Annotated in this window: 13 protein-coding genes and 3 pseudogenes; 3 read left to right on the forward strand and 13 right to left on the reverse strand. The window is 58.0% G+C overall.

Annotated features, from left to right (window positions below):
• Positions 1-91: 91 nt before the first annotated feature.
• The 9 genes from ACUIAF_RS02610 to ACUIAF_RS02650 all read right to left on the reverse strand — a co-directional run bounded on the left by ACUIAF_RS02610 (position 92) and on the right by ACUIAF_RS02650 (position 6,961).
• Positions 92-592 (reverse strand): hypothetical protein, encoded by a 501-nt coding sequence (locus ACUIAF_RS02610; RefSeq protein WP_015021892.1) that lies wholly within the window; start codon positions 590-592, stop codon positions 92-94.
• 42 nt (positions 593-634) lie between these two features.
• Entirely contained in the window at positions 635-1,792 is a 1,158-nt protein-coding gene (locus ACUIAF_RS02615; RefSeq protein ID WP_029679089.1) for an ABC transporter permease, read from the reverse strand.
• A complete protein-coding gene (locus tag ACUIAF_RS02620) occupies positions 1,773-2,501 on the reverse strand; it encodes an ABC transporter ATP-binding protein (RefSeq protein WP_015021890.1) in 729 nt (242 codons plus the stop codon). The genes ACUIAF_RS02615 and ACUIAF_RS02620 overlap by 20 nt, the downstream gene beginning before the upstream one ends.
• A gap of 11 nt (positions 2,502-2,512) precedes the next feature.
• Positions 2,513-3,367 carry a hypothetical protein gene (locus ACUIAF_RS02625; RefSeq protein ID WP_141650097.1) on the reverse strand — a complete coding sequence of 285 codons (855 nt, stop codon included), beginning with the start codon at positions 3,365-3,367 and terminating at the stop codon, positions 2,513-2,515.
• A 614-nt stretch (positions 3,368-3,981) separates the two neighbouring features.
• The gene (locus ACUIAF_RS02630) at positions 3,982-4,233 is read right to left on the reverse strand and encodes a hypothetical protein (RefSeq protein ID WP_015021887.1); all 252 of its coding nucleotides are present in this window, start codon (positions 4,231-4,233) and stop codon (positions 3,982-3,984) included.
• Positions 4,230-4,829: a ParA family protein gene (locus ACUIAF_RS02635; RefSeq protein WP_015021886.1), complete on the reverse strand. Its 600-nt coding sequence runs from the start codon at positions 4,827-4,829 to the stop codon at positions 4,230-4,232. The genes ACUIAF_RS02630 and ACUIAF_RS02635 overlap by 4 nt, the downstream gene beginning before the upstream one ends.
• Complete coding sequence (locus ACUIAF_RS02640; protein WP_015021885.1) at positions 4,820-5,407, reverse strand: WhiB family transcriptional regulator; 588 nt, start codon at positions 5,405-5,407, stop codon at positions 4,820-4,822. Before ACUIAF_RS02640 ends, ACUIAF_RS02635 begins: the two co-directional genes overlap by 10 nt.
• Positions 5,404-6,666 (reverse strand): helix-turn-helix domain-containing protein, encoded by a 1,263-nt coding sequence (locus ACUIAF_RS02645; protein ID WP_033501853.1) that lies wholly within the window; start codon positions 6,664-6,666, stop codon positions 5,404-5,406. Before ACUIAF_RS02645 ends, ACUIAF_RS02640 begins: the two co-directional genes overlap by 4 nt.
• A gap of 145 nt (positions 6,667-6,811) precedes the next feature.
• Entirely contained in the window at positions 6,812-6,961 is a 150-nt protein-coding gene (locus tag ACUIAF_RS02650; RefSeq protein ID WP_014484172.1) for a hypothetical protein, read from the reverse strand.
• Between the two features lie 254 nt (positions 6,962-7,215).
• On the opposite strand from ACUIAF_RS02650, the gene ACUIAF_RS02655 reads away from it, so the two are divergent.
• Both ACUIAF_RS02655 and ACUIAF_RS02660 read left to right on the forward strand, forming a co-directional pair.
• Positions 7,216-7,491: a hypothetical protein gene (locus ACUIAF_RS02655; RefSeq protein ID WP_198216878.1), complete on the forward strand. Its 276-nt coding sequence runs from the start codon at positions 7,216-7,218 to the stop codon at positions 7,489-7,491.
• A gap of 117 nt (positions 7,492-7,608) precedes the next feature.
• A pseudogene (locus ACUIAF_RS02660) lies at positions 7,609-8,773 on the forward strand (IS1249 family transposase).
• Here ACUIAF_RS02660 and ACUIAF_RS02665 read toward each other — a convergent pair.
• The 4 genes and pseudogenes from ACUIAF_RS02665 to ACUIAF_RS02680 form a co-directional block, all read right to left on the reverse strand.
• Positions 8,748-10,097, reverse strand: a complete 1,350-nt coding sequence (locus tag ACUIAF_RS02665) for an ABC transporter ATP-binding protein (protein WP_181415147.1) — start codon at positions 10,095-10,097, stop codon at positions 8,748-8,750. The pseudogene ACUIAF_RS02660 and the gene ACUIAF_RS02665 sit on opposite strands and share 26 nt — an antisense overlap.
• 17 nt (positions 10,098-10,114) lie before the next feature.
• The gene (locus tag ACUIAF_RS02670) at positions 10,115-11,560 is read right to left on the reverse strand and encodes an FtsX-like permease family protein (RefSeq protein WP_045924218.1); all 1,446 of its coding nucleotides are present in this window, start codon (positions 11,558-11,560) and stop codon (positions 10,115-10,117) included.
• A 47-nt stretch (positions 11,561-11,607) separates the two neighbouring features.
• Positions 11,608-12,321, reverse strand: coding sequence for an ABC transporter ATP-binding protein (locus ACUIAF_RS02675; RefSeq protein ID WP_101433110.1), 714 nt, complete (start codon positions 12,319-12,321; stop codon positions 11,608-11,610).
• A 96-nt stretch (positions 12,322-12,417) separates the two neighbouring features.
• A pseudogene (locus ACUIAF_RS02680) lies at positions 12,418-13,052 on the reverse strand (class III lanthionine synthetase LanKC N-terminal domain-containing protein).
• 465 nt (positions 13,053-13,517) lie between these two features.
• Here ACUIAF_RS02680 and ACUIAF_RS02685 point away from each other — a divergent pair.
• Positions 13,518-14,683: pseudogene (locus ACUIAF_RS02685) on the forward strand (IS1249 family transposase).
• The last annotated feature ends 530 nt before the right edge of the window (positions 14,684-15,213 follow it).

The following is a 15,213-nucleotide window of genomic DNA, read 5'->3' on the forward strand; positions in this document are numbered from 1 at the left end:
AGCCATATCTCATGCAACAGTAAAATGCATCAGAATACATCGTTATCTAATGCGATACATTGAGAATATAATTCTTAGTTATCCTAAGGTCTTAGGATGCCGGACAGTTTGCGGTGACGTCTTGTTGGATGCCGGAGGGGTCGCCGAGTTTGGCTTTGTCGATGTTGTCTTTGAAGAATCGTCGGGTCGCGTCATCGGCTCGGTCAGGGCTCATGAATCCCATCTCGGGGACTTTCTCCAGTTCCTTGAGCGCTTCTTCGCTGCGCTCCGGTTGAGAGGAATAGGTGTTGAGCCATTCCTTCTCCCACGCGCACTGGAAGAGATTGGACGCCTGGGTGTCTCCCCATCCTTGTTGGAAGGACGTGCCGGAATCCGACGGCATGGATTCAGGCGGGGTGTAGTCCTGGGGCCAGGAGAGTTTGCCGATGGATTCCCGGTATTCCTTGTTGATCTCGTCGTAGCCGACGATTTTCCTGGAGTCGCCCGCGCTCGAGACGTCGCCGTTGGTGCAGCTGGCGAGGCTCAGGGCGAGGATGCCGGCGCATGCCGTCGCCAGCGCTTTCTTGCCTGCGTTTGTGAGGGTGGATTTCATCTTGGTTGCATCTCCTTGTTGGTGATGTGTGTGGTGTTTGGGCTACCGCAGTGCCAGTGCCGGTTGGAGCCTGGCCGCGCGTATGGCGGGGACGAGGCTCCCGATGATCGAGGTCGCCAGCGCCGCCGAGACGGCTGCGATGGCGGCGGCGAGGGGGAACGCAGGGGGTTGCAGAGGCGAGTATGACGGCAGGAACGCCGGGAGCGCGCCTACCGCGCATGCCGATATGGCGACGGCCAATAGCGACACCGAAAGACCGATGATGAGCTGGCTTCCGATCACCAGGCCTATGAGGGATGCCCGCGTGGCGCCGAGCGCGCGTCTGACGAGGAGCTCGTGTGTTCTGGATTCCAATGACGCCAGGCCGATGTTGACGATGCCGATGGCCGAGACGAAGAGCAGCAGGATGGCGCAGACGCCGAACGCGATTTGCATGACCGCGATCACCGATTCGTAGCTTTGCGCGTTGTCGATTGTCTGAACGCCGGACACGGAGCCTCCTATGGAGTCGAACAGGATGTCCTCGACAACGGTCCTGACCCGTTGCTTGCCGAGTTGCGGGAAATCCAGCCAGAGGATGGTAGCGCTTCGCGAAACGATCCTCATGTATTGGGTCAGCGCTTGGGCGTTGACATAGATGGTCGGGTCCGTGCGTCCGTCGTTGACGACGCCGGTCACGGTGAACGGGGTCGCGATCGTGGTTTGGTTTGTCTTCGCGTATGCGGTGGAGTCCTTGGGAAGGTTCTGTTCCGCGGCGAGATTGACGACGATCGATGCGGTCGATCGTTCGCCGCCGGCGTACCAGCGTCCGGATTTCATCGGAAGGTTGTAGATGCTCGAATATCCGGGAGTGGTCGCCACGACGTCTCCCTTGATTCCTCCGCTTGACTGCGTTCCGGGAGAGAACGTGATGTCGGTATCAAGGTTGAGGATGATTGCCGTCTCATGGTTCTTGGCCGCGATTGCGTCGGCGAGGCGCGAGAAATCATCCGCGTCGCTCAGCCTCGGGCTGTTCATGGAAACGGTGACCAGCGGGGTGCGCCCGTAGAGTTGTTCGTTGATCGCCACCAGGTAGTCCTTGCCGATGGTTCCCGCGAGGACGGCGAGTATGACCGCCACGATCCCTATGAGCATCGACAGACCGGTGAGTGCGGATCGCAATGGGGCGAGCCGTAGATCCTTAATCAATTGACGGAGCATGGAGCTCGCCTCCGGACATGGTGTACGTGATGTCGCAGGTGGCGGCGAGATCATCGTCATGGGTGACGAGCAGCAAGGTCGTGGCATGCTCGCGCACTGCGTCCCGCAGCACCGAAAGCACCTCGCCGCTGGTCTTGGTGTCGAGTGCTCCGGTCGGCTCGTCGCAGATGAGAAGCTCGGGCTGGTTGACCAGGGCGCGGGCGATCGCCACCCGTTGCTGTTCGCCGCCCGAGAGTCTTTTCGGCAGTTCCCCCGCCTTGTCCCTGAGACCGACCGAAGCGAGCGCGGCAAGGCACCTGCGCCTGCGGGCCGAGGCGGAAGCGCCCGTGGCGCGGGGACGGCGGGCATGCTGGCCGTACCACAATGCCAGCTCGACGTTTTCGAGCGCCGATAGATGACCGATCAACGAATAGTTCTGGAACACGAAGCCGATGTGCCCGGCCCTCATGAACGAAAGCCGCCTGTCGGACAACGCGCCGACGTCTTGGCCTTTGTACAGGTAACGGCCGCTGAACTGCGTGTTCAGCATCCCGATGATGCTTATCAGGCTGGTCTTGCCGGCTCCCGACTTGCCCACTATCGAGTATGTCATGCCGGCGAACAGCTCCAGGGAGACGTCGTTCACCGTCGTGAGCCTGTCCTTGTTGCCCAGGGTCACGACGGCCGACACTCCCTGCAGGGCCACGAGCGGCTTCGTTGATTCAGACATGCGGTGCCGCCCTACTTGGATTGCGAATCCAGATCGGGAGGAGTGGCCGACACGGCGTCTCCCGCCTTCAGTCCCGAGGTGATTTCGATGCGGGCGCCGTCCGTGGCGCCCAGGCCGACGTCGAGAACCGTGCCGTCGGGACGGCGGACCTGTCCCTTCTGCAGTCTGCCGGCCACGGCGGTGACCGGCAGCAACGCGACGTCGTTGCGTGCCTGTGCCGTCACGACCAGTATCGCCGACTGTCCCGCCCTCACCAAGGAATCGGTGGGAATGAGGCAGGCGTAGGAATCGGAGATCGAAATCGTGGAGGACTGTCCCTCCGCTCCGGAGGATGCGTCCGAGGCCAATGGCACGACGCCCGAGCAGTCCGTCGGGCCGACGCCATCCGTGACCTGGAATTTCCCGGCGAAAGGAGCGTTGCCGACGGTCGCCACGAGATTGGATAGATCCCCGGTCAGGCCGAAGCCGTCGAAACGCAGGGTCACGACCGGATAGTTGGCGGGGACGGTCGTTCGCGCAGCGATCACGCTCACGACGGTCGCGCCCACGGGAGAAACCAATTGCCGGTCTTCGACACTTCCCAACACAGTCCCTTGCTCGACCCGCTGGCCGGATTCCACCGACGGGACGAAGACGCCGACCTTGGTCGCCAGCACGGCGAAATCAACGCCAGCGCCGACCTGCGCTTTCAAAGAACGCGTGGGAACGATGTCACCGGTCTCGACCCGCACCGTTTGCGCGGTCCGATTACTTAACGCACTTGCAGGTTGCTCTCCATACTGCTTGTTTTCAGTCGAAGAGCAACCTACAAGTGCAAGAGGTATCAGCAAGATGACAATCGCCCGCTGCATACGTCGAATATTCATCTTGACCTCTATTAGTATGTGAGGTTACCACCCCAATTAGTGTCGCAGAACCAAGTGCAAGCTCCCATTCTGCCTTGGAAGGCGAAACGAGTGCCAACGAGAATATTATCCCAAGACTTAGCTCCAACGGTATTCCACTGAAGTGAGTCCGTGAATTGCGGTCCTCCTGATGCCTTCATGTTACGAAGCCCGAGGCGCAGATAGTTTGACGGCATGTTATTCACTGATAGGCTGATAGGGCCGGTGAATGTATGCGTGCGTGTGTAGTCGTACTGCACAAGGCTGCCGGACTTATTGAGTTCTCCCGACACATAGGCATTATCGGCCCATGCTGTCCCCGCGCAACCGATAGCGAGGGCAACGGCAGCCGCACTTGCCGTAAGAAGTTTGATATGACGTTTCATGATATGCTCTCTTTCTCTGGGAAGTATGTCAATATGGAGGCCAAGTCAACCGCGTCTTAGCTCTCCCCATATCAGGGGATACCCTGTTTTCTGCACAGATGTCAAGTCATAAGCCTTGACGTTTGTCAACCGTGTTTCCCTTCGTTGTTTTGGCTTCAGACAACAGCCTAGCGCTAAAAGTATCGGTCTTGCCAGTGCGAATTGTTTTCCTCATTCATGGTTGCTGTCTAAGTGGTCGAGTTCGTGTTCGATGGCGTGGCGCAGGATCTGTTGCATGGGCGTGCCGTGTTCGGCGGCGGCGATCTTGAGGCGGTTCTTCAGACGGACGGGCAGGCGCAGGGAGAACATGACCAGTGGCTCGCCGGCGTTGTTCTGCCCGGCGGATTGCTTGTCTTCGGCCTGTTGGTCGAGGACTTTGTCGAAGGGCACGGGTCTGGGCAGTGGTTGGTAGTTGCCTTTCATGCCAGTTCCTCCTTGGCGATGCGCGTTAGTTCGTCGGCTAGGTCCCGGTATTCGTACAGTTGCTTGGGGTTTATGCCGAGCGAGGTCTTGATCGGTTGTCGTTTGGCGATGAAAGTGTCGAAGCGTGCGGTGTCGGTTTGTTCCAACGCGGCCAGGGTCTGGGCCCAGGCGTTGGTGTTCGCTTCGACGCGCACCGGCAGTAGGGCCGCCCTGGTGGCGCGTCGGGCGCGGTCGAGCGTGTCCCATGCCTGCTGGAGGTCCATCGGCGAGTCCGAGGTGGGCACGATGACGAAATCGGCCACGGCCAACGTCTTGTCGAGCAGCGGGCCTTGCGGAGGGGCGTCGATGATCGACCATTCCCTTGCGGCCGGGTCGCCGCCCAGATGGGCGAGGGTGGCCATGTTGGCCGGCAGCACGTCGAAGGGCAGCGGGTCTCCCGCTTGTTCGGCGGCGGCCGCCCATAGGCTGGCGCTGGACTGCGGGTCCGCGTCGTAGACCGCCACCTCGATTCCGCGCCGGGCCAGCACGGCGGCCAGATAGATGCAGCTGGTGGTCTTGGCCACCCCGCCCTTCGCGTTCGCCAACGCTACTCGCATGATGCTTCCTCCTTGGATTCGGGACCATTCGCCGGATCGCCGGCATGGTCGGTTGTTTGATTGCTTGATTGTCGGATTGCTTGATTGTCTGTTTGCATGATGGTTTGACGGTCATGCGGCTCATTCTTGGGTTGGGCGCGGCCTGCGGCGCGCCATCGGCGTTGCCCGCGTTCCATGCTGGCCTTGCCCCGGGCCGTGTCGAAGACTTCGGGATGGGCTTGGAGCCAGTCGACGAACAGGCCCCAGCGCCGGGCCCAGGGCACCGTGCGGTCGCGGCAGGGCACGCCGTCGGCTTCCGCTAGACGGGCGATCTGGCGCCGGTCGGTGCACGAGCGGCCGCCGTACAAGCCCCATTCCAGGCCGGCGGCACCGGCGTAGGCCAGGCATTCGGCCCTCACCGGGCAGTCGTGCTCGCATACCGACGCGCCCGCCTGTCGGAACACGCGGGCCAGGGGATGCTTGTCCTCGAACTCCAGGCCCCACATCAGGTCGGCCCACGGCTGCGGGAAATCCGCGCAGCATCCCATGTTCTTCCACGCCTCCGGCGAACGGGGCGCGGCATCCGCTATGCCGGTCATGCCTTGGCCTCCTCGTGGGATTCCTTGTCTTCGGCGCGGTCGGTTTTCTCTAGGCCGATGGCGTGGCTGGCTTGGTTGCGCCGGTCGTAGGCGCACACCGGACACTCTGCCTGCTTGGTTTCGCCGTCGAGGTGCGCCTGGCACAATGCGATCGACAGGATGCCGCCGCCGTAGACCGGCACCCGCCAGGCCAAGCCCGAACTAACCGCCACCGGCCGGTCTGGATCATGGACCGGCGTGAGCTCGGCAGCAGCGGCATGGCTGCCGGAATGCTGCGGACCTCGTGCCCGCTTGGTGCGCATGTCGAGGCTGACCTGCGCGAAGTAGCGTTCGACCATCGTGCCGTCCACCAGCCATGAGATCCAGCGCGGATTGCCATACGCCCAATCAAGGATCGTCTCGACCTCCGTCAGAGAGCGTTCCATCAGCAGCTCGTGGACCTTGCGTCGGTCTCGCATCGACGCCGGCCTGGCTGCCTTCGGGTCGATGGCCGCCACACGGTCATGGATCAGCGTCAGCACGCGAACCTCCTGCAGGGCCCGGGAACGCACCCGCTCGTCCGCATCCTCCGCCCCTGGCGTCCACAGCGGATCGCGTACGCCCTTGGGAGGCAGCGCCAGACGCCAATCCGGTGCATCACGCTCGCTTCGCTCCTCCTCGGGTTGTTCCCCGGCGAGGGGAATGTCCCCGTAGGGGACAAGGGGAGCATTGGTTATCACTTGTCTATTGGGTGACATGACGTCACCTCTCTTCGGACAAGATGTCACCTCACCGGCGGGATCGCCCTGGGGTGACATTGTGTCAGGTGACACTGCGTCAGGTGACGCCATGTCACCCCGCGCGCACTCCTTGCTCCGCGATGGTTCGGCTGTACTGGGTTTCGCTGGAACGTCCTTGCCTGCGTCGGTCTCGCCGGGATCGGTGATATCCTCCGGCTCGGTCTGCGCGCCCTTCATCACCACGTCCCACACCTTGGAACGATGCCCCCTGGGGATGGGCTCGTGGCTGCGGGGATTGCGCGCGGCCAGCTCCTGGTCACCCTCGCGCAAGTAGCCCAGCTCCTGCAAACGTTTCAACGCGCGCAGCACGGAACGGCGCGTGCAATGGCAATGTGCCGCGATGGTGTTGACCGACGGCCACGCGCCGCACCCGTCGTCGTAATACGCCCTTCGCGCCAGATACACCAACACGAACTTCTCCGACAGGCTCAGCCGCTCGTCCTGCAACTGCCACGCCCACTGCTCCGCCGGCCCGCTCATCGCGCATCCTCCTCGCGACCCCCTGGCATCATGGAGCCGTTCGCCGATGCGGTCGCCCAACGCGGCCGCGCGGCACAACGCCCACACCGCCAGCAGACACACGACGATTGCGACGACGGCCACCGCCGCCACAGCCCGGCCCATCTCAGGCGCTCCGGCGACGACGGCGCGACGAGCGCGCGGGATGAAGCAACACCGCCAGCAGGTGCGCGCGGGCGATCCGCACACGCAGCGACGGGATGGTTTTCATGGCTCCCGCCGCACGCGGGGCGGAAGCGATGGTAGGATTGGTCATTGCGATAACTCTCTTTCAATGGAGGGCGAATCCCGGGACTCATGTCACTTGAATCGCTCGGAATCCCGCCCAAGGTTGTCGATCAGCCCCGCACCAAGCGCCAACACGGTGCGGAGCGCTTTCGTTTTCCATGTTTTTCCCGGCCCGGTTCGACCAGACCGAACCGGGGAGGCGGTCGTATTGCGCAACCAAGCGCGCCGCCCATAGCATGGTGCGCACAAGCCCCCAAGGGCACGCGAGCGAAAGGAACGGACATGACCGGCAACACCACGGCAAGGACACAGGCCGTCGAACTGGGAGAGCACCTGCGGGAAGTCGCCGCATGGAACGTGCGACTGCACCTGGCCAAGGAAGAACTCGAACAGCAGGCCCTGTGCGAGGCGGCCGGCGTGACCAAGGCCACCATATCGGCCAGAATGAACCTCGACGCCGCATGGGACCTCAACGCCATCGCGGCCGCGGCCGTCACCCTCGGCATGCCTCCGGCCGAACTGCTCGACGACACGCTGTACGAGGGCTATAGGAACTAAACGCGTTGTTTATGTTGGGGGTTTGGCCTTGTGGCTGTAAGCGTGTTGGGTGGTTGTTAATAGGTCGGGTTGTTAATAGGGGTCTTGCAGGGGTGCCCGTTCCTGTTCGATCGGGGAATGAGAACCAGATCGAAGAGGGCCAGGCATTGCCCCATATGCCATGGGCGGATGCGCAAGCATGGGCGCAACAGATCAGGCACGCAGCGCTGGATGTGTCCGTCCTGCTCGATCACGTCCACCGCGCGCAGGCAGGACCGGGCCCGCGCCGCGCAGTTGAGGGAGTTCCCGGACCGGCTGCTGACGGGCAGGACCCGGGAACAGATGGGGGCCATGGGCGCCAGGGCCTGGCGTAAACGGGTCGGCTGGTGCTGGAACATCAAGCCGGCAATCACACCGGACGGGGTGGTCCATCACACGCTCATGGCCGACGGCACGTATATGGCACACGGCTGGTGCCTCCTGATAGCGATCGACGGGCAGACGGGCCAGGTCATCGACCGGCAGTGGTGCCATCAGGAGAACACGGCGGCCTGCACGGCCCTGTCCTCCCGCATCCCCGGGCCCGACGTGCTCATCACCGACGGCCTTCGCGGCGTGCAGAAAGCCTGCCATGCCTTGCTGGCCGGGCACGCGCATCCAACGCTGCCTGGTGCACGTGCAACGCAACACCAAAACCGACCCGACACTCAAACCACGACTTCAGGCCGGCAAGGAACTCAAGCGACTCTCCGACCAGCTCACCCGGGTCCATACCATCGAGGAAGCGGTGCGTTGGGGTGAGGCCTTGAACGCCTGGCACGAAAGATGGAAAACCCTCATCGACGAACGCACCATGGCCAAGGACGACCCAGCCAACCCCAAAGCCAGCCACCAATCCTGGTGGTGGACCCACCAGGAACTCCGCCGCTGCTACCGCAGGCCCGAACACCTCTTCCAAGACAGGCAGCTCTTCGCCTTCCCGGAACCCGAACTCACCGCCGGCGGGCCAGTGGAACGCACCACCAACCGGCTGGAAGGAGGAGTCGACTCACCCATCAAACGCACCCTCCTGCAACACCACGGCCTACCCGAGAGCCACATGGGACGCGCCTGCGAATGGCACTGCTACATGAAAACCGACAACCCCGACCCCGCCAGCCTGATCAGGGACGAACACCACCAGCCACAACCAGCACCCAAACGGGAAACCAGACAGGAACAGGACGAGCCCGAACACTACGGCACCGCCATCAACTGGAACGAGTTCCACACACCATTCAGATACCCCAACACCACACTCTGACCAACACACAACCAAACCCACACACAGAACCTAAAACAACGCGTTTAGTTCCTATAGGCCCATTTAAATCAGTTGAGTCAACATTGTTGTATAGGATATGCCCCGAATCCGGCCTATAAAAAGCCTCCAATAGGGAAAGCAGCGTAGTTTTACCTGAACCCGACGAGCCCACGATGACGGTTCTTTGGTGTGGGACTGCGCTAAAACTAATGTTCTGCAGAGTGGTATTTCGTTCATCATCTTTGTCCGCTGTATTGTAAGAAAAGCATACATCTTTGAACTCCAGCGTAATGTTGGCTGTATCAAACGAGGAATGCCCATCTGGGGAAAGCATATTGCTCGAACTTACGGTTTCGCTTTTATCGCGCAAAGATTCAATGTCTTCTATTCTCCTGAGTGGTCCTAAAGCTTTGAAAGCCGTGGTTATAGATGAGGAAAAGGAGCTTAGCGAAGAAACAACCATAGTCAAATACATTGAAAAGGAGATGAAATTAGAAATATCAAGATCCCCTTTCGCTATTTCCGCGCCGCCAAAGGAAAAAACGATTAGTAAGGTCAGCTGTATGGCGCAGTTCACAATGGACCGAATGATTGTTTCCTTGTTGGCCACTTTTACTGTTGCCCGATACACTTCTTCTGCGGTACCGACTACTCTTTTCGTTTCAGGCACTGTTGCCATAAAGGCCTTAATTGTGCGAATTCCAGCTAATGATCGCAGTATGGCATTAGACAGTCTTGCTGTCTTAGCTTGTACCAGTTCGGTATAGGCCTGCAGACGAGAAGAAGCAGCAATCATCAACAGAATGGATGTGCACGAAGTTATAAGTGCCACGGCAAAGAGTCTGGTATCAATGAACAGCATAGCGACAGCTGATCCGCAAGCTGTTAACAGATTCGCGGCCACTTTAAAGAAGTCTGATGACAGGGCTGAGCGTAACTCATTAGTATCTGAGATGACAGTTGAGACATAGTCACCCGACTCCCTCTTATCATACTCTTGTACCGGCAGGCCGAGGATACAGGTAATGAGATTGCTACGTTTATCGAAAACTATTTTCGCCGCAAGGCGGTTTGCCATATTGGATCCCAAACCATCCAGGACGATGCCTGCTACAAACAAAAGCGCCAAGACTGCAATTGGTCTCACCAACTTCTGACTCTGTTCTATGGCGTGTAGAAGATAATTGACACACAGAGGTTGTAGTAACGCCAGACCTGAAGACACTATACCCACAGACATCACAACAACAGTGATAGCTGTGTGCGGTTTCAATAGTCTGAATACATTAAAAATTGTGGTTTTTTGACGTTGCTGAGTTTGCATAGTTGACATGATTTCCGCTATTCGCCTATGGCTGTTTGGACGGTTTCAATTGCCGATCGCTTCAAACTAGAACGTGCAGAGAAAAATGTGGAAAGTGTTCCCGCGGCGATAATGGGCACAGCAAGGATAATGAAGAACTTCCAGGGGAAGACCACTACAAAGAGATTCTTGGAAAGAGGGAGGAATGTCACAGCGGTGAAAACTCCGACGAGCAAGGTGGCCCCCGCAGAGATAAGGATACCGGTGGTCACGAGGATGAAACCATCCAAGGCCGATATGGCAAGTAGCTGTCCGGGCACAGCGCCCGCGATGGAGATAAGGGCCAGATCAAGGTTGCGTTCCTTGGCAGAGATGGCGAAACTGGCGACCGCACCGATTACAGCAATGAGCAAGGCCGACCACAGGCTGGACATAAGCTCTATCGGTGTGGCTGATCCCATGTCTTTCAACTGGGGAAAGCCACTTATGGCAGCAGTACTGGTTTGACCTGTGATTAACAATCCACCGAGCAGGAACAGGCAAGCAGTCAGTGAGATGATGGTGGAGCCGAATGCCTTCCCGCGACTTCTCACAATGGCTTGTGCCCGTGCGATCTTCCAGACATCGGATTGCACAGGAACCAGATTCGTCCATGTTTTGGTGGCCCATTGGATGATGGGTCCTCCAGAATAGGCCAGAGCGACCAGAAACAGCAGTATCGCGATGATCGGGCCTAATGACATGGGTTGCATGATGATGCCCAATTGGGTCTTACTCAGAGTTTTGGGGTCGTTCAACACCAGGATGACGGCAGCGACAGCCGGTGCCAGCAGGGCGATGAAACCACCGATAATAAGGAATCTCCTCAGACCGCGCCCAGCTCTCGTGACGTGGACTTCCTCAGTTCCTGAACCTCTCAGCAGCTCAACCGGAAGCACTTTCCTCAAAGCACGCAGAGTAAAGAGAGCACCCAACAAAGCCACAATGAAACCGACTGCAAGCCCCCTCAAAGCAAAGTCTAAGAAACCCTGCCAAGTAAAAGTGATAAGCGGCGGTAACAGCACGGCCTCCAACTGGAACTTTAGAATCCGTGGGGCAAGAATTGGCGCCAGCGCCATACCAACGATGGAGGAGATCAGAGTCAGCACGAACACCTGCACCATGGTGAGGGTCAGCACCTGCCTAGGTGTGGCACCAAGCAGGGACAACAATGCAAGTCCCTTCCGCCGCTGCCTTATGGAAGCCTGAATCGTCACCATAATGACCAGGCAACCCAGGACCATTGCTATCTGGTAGACCGAGTCCACGTTAGTGCTGAGATGGTGAGATACCACACCCACTTCCCCCGGGGAATCATGTTTGAGATCATTGATTCCCTTGCATACACTCATGGCGCACAGAATCGTCTGCGTGACCACAAGCACAAGAAACACACCGGCCCAGATTCCTCTATTGGCTTTCAGATCATTCAACGCCCACTTCATGACTTACACCTTTCACGCCGCATCGCCATACAGAATCAGGGCAATAACTACGCTTGCTCTTCCACATTCCCTGATGCGACAAATCCGCCATCACTCATGGTGTATACGACGTCGCATTGCCGGGCCAGGCGGAGATCGTGTGTGACCACGACCACGCATTTACCGGGTCGATGGGAGAAGTCCCGCAACTGCGAGAAAACCAACTGTCCGGACTTCTGGTCAAGAGCACCTGTCGGCTCATCGGCGAACACAACATCGGGATCCGCGACCAAGGTGCGAATCAAGGATACCCGCTGCTGCTCACCACCTGAGAGCGAACTAGCTGCGTCATTGTCGTGCCCGCTCAAGTGGAACTTATCCATGAGGGCATCGATGCTTCCTTGATCGACCTTGCGATGGCTGAGAGTCAAGGGGAGCAGGATATTGTCACGAACGGTCATGGACGGGACAAGATTGTAGGACTGAAACACAAACCCGATATGCGATCTGCGAAACAAAGCCAAGTTACGCTGGTTCTTCTTAGTTAGTTCCTCACCCAGCACCCACACATTTCCTTGAGATGGCTGTTCAAGACCAGAAAGGCAATATAGCAAGGTGCTCTTACCACATCCAGAGGGCCCTGTAATTGCGGTCATGGCACCACCAGCAGCAACAAAAGAAAGATCATTGAATACCACAGTGGGAGTCCCGTCACCCGAGACGAAATTCTTACTTAGCTGTTCAGCTACTACCACACCATCACGCATAATATTAACCTTCATGGTACTGAGATCAGAGTATCGCCAGACCTCATGCGATTATAAAGCCCCACGACAACGAGTACTGAAATAAACGCTGTCATGGGGCGATATTCCTATTTACCAACACAACACGTTGCTCGTATCGCTGTAACTGGTGCATATGTCCTCTTTCAACACTCCGTCAGCGTCGGGAATGAGACTTATCTTCTCACCTTCCGCATCGGACATTTCTATTGAAACAAACGCCCCATATCTGAAAAAGATAGGTCCGTTATTGTACCTTAAATCACTGAGGATATAAGGTCCTGGTTCACCGCCTATTGCTTCCTCTAGTTTGAGGGTTAATCTTTCAAGATGCTCATCAGAAAAGGGATATATGGTTATGAATTTTCCACTAGAGCTGCGTCCTGCATATTTGGTATTGGAGGATCGGTACTGTTGTTTATCCCTGAGATATTTGAACATAACATGCTCTGAAATACAGATTTTAGAAACTTTTCTAAAACTGATTGTGCATTGTCAAGGGAAGCCGTCACATGAATTTTCCATCCGTGGGTCCTCATTATGCAAGCAGTCGGCTGCATATATGTCCATACTACGGATTTATTTGAAGCCCATCCTATCGGACAGTCAGGTTCAGGATCCCATGACTCTTCGGCATGTGCCATGAGACTACGGCTATCGACAAAGAAAGGAGATCCTGGGTGCGTCGCCCGCATGTATACAGCTTCCCCAATCATTGCGTCTCCCATCGTTGCGGACTATGCTTTGTAGTAATATTATCAGAACCCGGTTCAGTGTCAACTTCTGTTTTAACTCGCTTCTTGAATATTAATAACTTGCTCATTGCCTTTGATAGCTAAGTACCCATACGTCGCCTTTTAAGATGGCAACTTTCCTTTGAGTAGAGATGGACCTTCAATTGCTGCATCCAATGATGTCAAGACACCAAGCCGTTTGCATAGCAAACTTTTCCCAGCGTCTATACTTACCTGATCCTCCCCCGTGGCTTCCATTCTGAATGATATTAACGACTGCGTCTGCACCGATTTCCTGGAGCAGTGACACCCACTTCAGAGATTCTGGGCTATAGGAACTAAACGCGTTGTTTATGTTGGGGGTTTGGCCTTGTGGCTGTAAGCGTGTTGGGTGGTTGTTAATAGGTCGGGTTGTTAATAGGGGTCTTGCAGGGGTGCCCGTTCCTGTTCGATCGGGGAATGAGAACCAGATCGAAGAGGGCCAGGCATTGCCCCATATGCCATGGGCGGATGCGCAAGCATGGGCGCAACAGATCAGGCACGCAGCGCTGGATGTGTCCGTCCTGCTCGATCACGTCCACCGCGCGCAGGCAGGACCGGGCCCGCGCCGCGCAGTTGAGGGAGTTCCCGGACCGGCCGCTGACGGGCAGGACCCGGGAACAGATGGGGGCCATGGGCGCCAGGGCCTGGCGTAAACGGGTCGGCTGGTGCTGGAACATCAAGCCGGCAATCACACCGGACGGGGTGGTCCATCACACGCTCATGGCCGACGGCACGTATATGGCACACGGCTGGTGCCTCCTGATAGCGATCGACGGGCAGACGGGCCAGGTCATCGACCGGCAGTGGTGCCATCAGGAGAACACGGCGGCCTGCACGGCCCTGTCCTCCCGCATCCCCGGGCCCGACGTGCTCATCACCGACGGCCTTCGCGGCGTGCAGAAAGCCTGCCATGCCTTGCTGGCCGGGCACGCGCATCCAACGCTGCCTGGTGCACGTGCAACGCAACACCAAAACCGACCCGACACTCAAACCACGACTTCAGGCCGGCAAGGAACTCAAGCGACTCTCCGACCAGCTCACCCGGGTCCATACCATCGAGGAAGCGGTGCGTTGGGGTGAGGCCTTGAACGCCTGGCACGAAAGATGGAAAACCCTCATCGACGAACGCACCATGGCCAAGGACGACCCAGCCAACCCCAAAGCCAGCCACCAATCCTGGTGGTGGACCCACCAGGAACTCCGCCGCTGCTACCGCAGGCCCGAACACCTCTTCCAAGACAGGCAGCTCTTCGCCTTCCCGGAACCCGAACTCACCGCCGGCGGGCCAGTGGAACGCACCACCAACCGGCTGGAAGGAGGAGTCAACCCACCCATCAAACGCACCCTCCTGCAACACCACGGCCTACCCGAGAGCCACATGGGACGCGCCTGCGAATGGCACTGCTACATGAAAACCGACAACCCCCGACCCCGCCAGCCTGATCAGGGACGAACACCAGCAGCCACAACCAGCACCCAAACGGGAAACCAGACAGGAACAGGACGAGCCCGAACACTACGGCACCGCCATCAACTGGAACGAGTTCCACACACCAGTCAGATACCCCAACACCACACTCTGACCAACACACAACCAAACCCACACACAGAACCTAAAACAACGCGTTTAGTTCCTATAGCCCCTGATGCCGGAGAGACCGTTCTGTATCAGCATAGAGGCTAGATTGGCTGAGCTCTGATAAGGATGCGAAGGGTAAGGAATACGAGCGGTGTCCATCTCAGTTACACCCCTTTAGATAAAAAAGTGCCGCCCTAGTGTGCATATCATATAAATATGATAGAGGCAGTGGCGGCTTCTAACAAGCTTTAATATACTCGGGATATCAGTTAGAAAGCTTCATCAAGATAAAGCTTCACAATATAAACACATTTCTTATCGGATGGTCTTTCTTCTATCATGAGCTACTGCAGATCACCCTTCAATCGGCAAACATAAAACTGGTCGGCTCGGCCGGGGTTGTGGTCATCGGCGGCTGCGCCTTGATGTCTGGCCGCCGCTGTCGCACGCCTGCGGCGTGCTGCTGAAGGGGTTGGGAATGTGGTGTTTGTGCCGCCCCCTTCCATTCTGGCCCGGGCCGCTGCGACTCAAGCC

The organism is Bifidobacterium sp. ESL0822 (genome assembly GCF_052606675.1).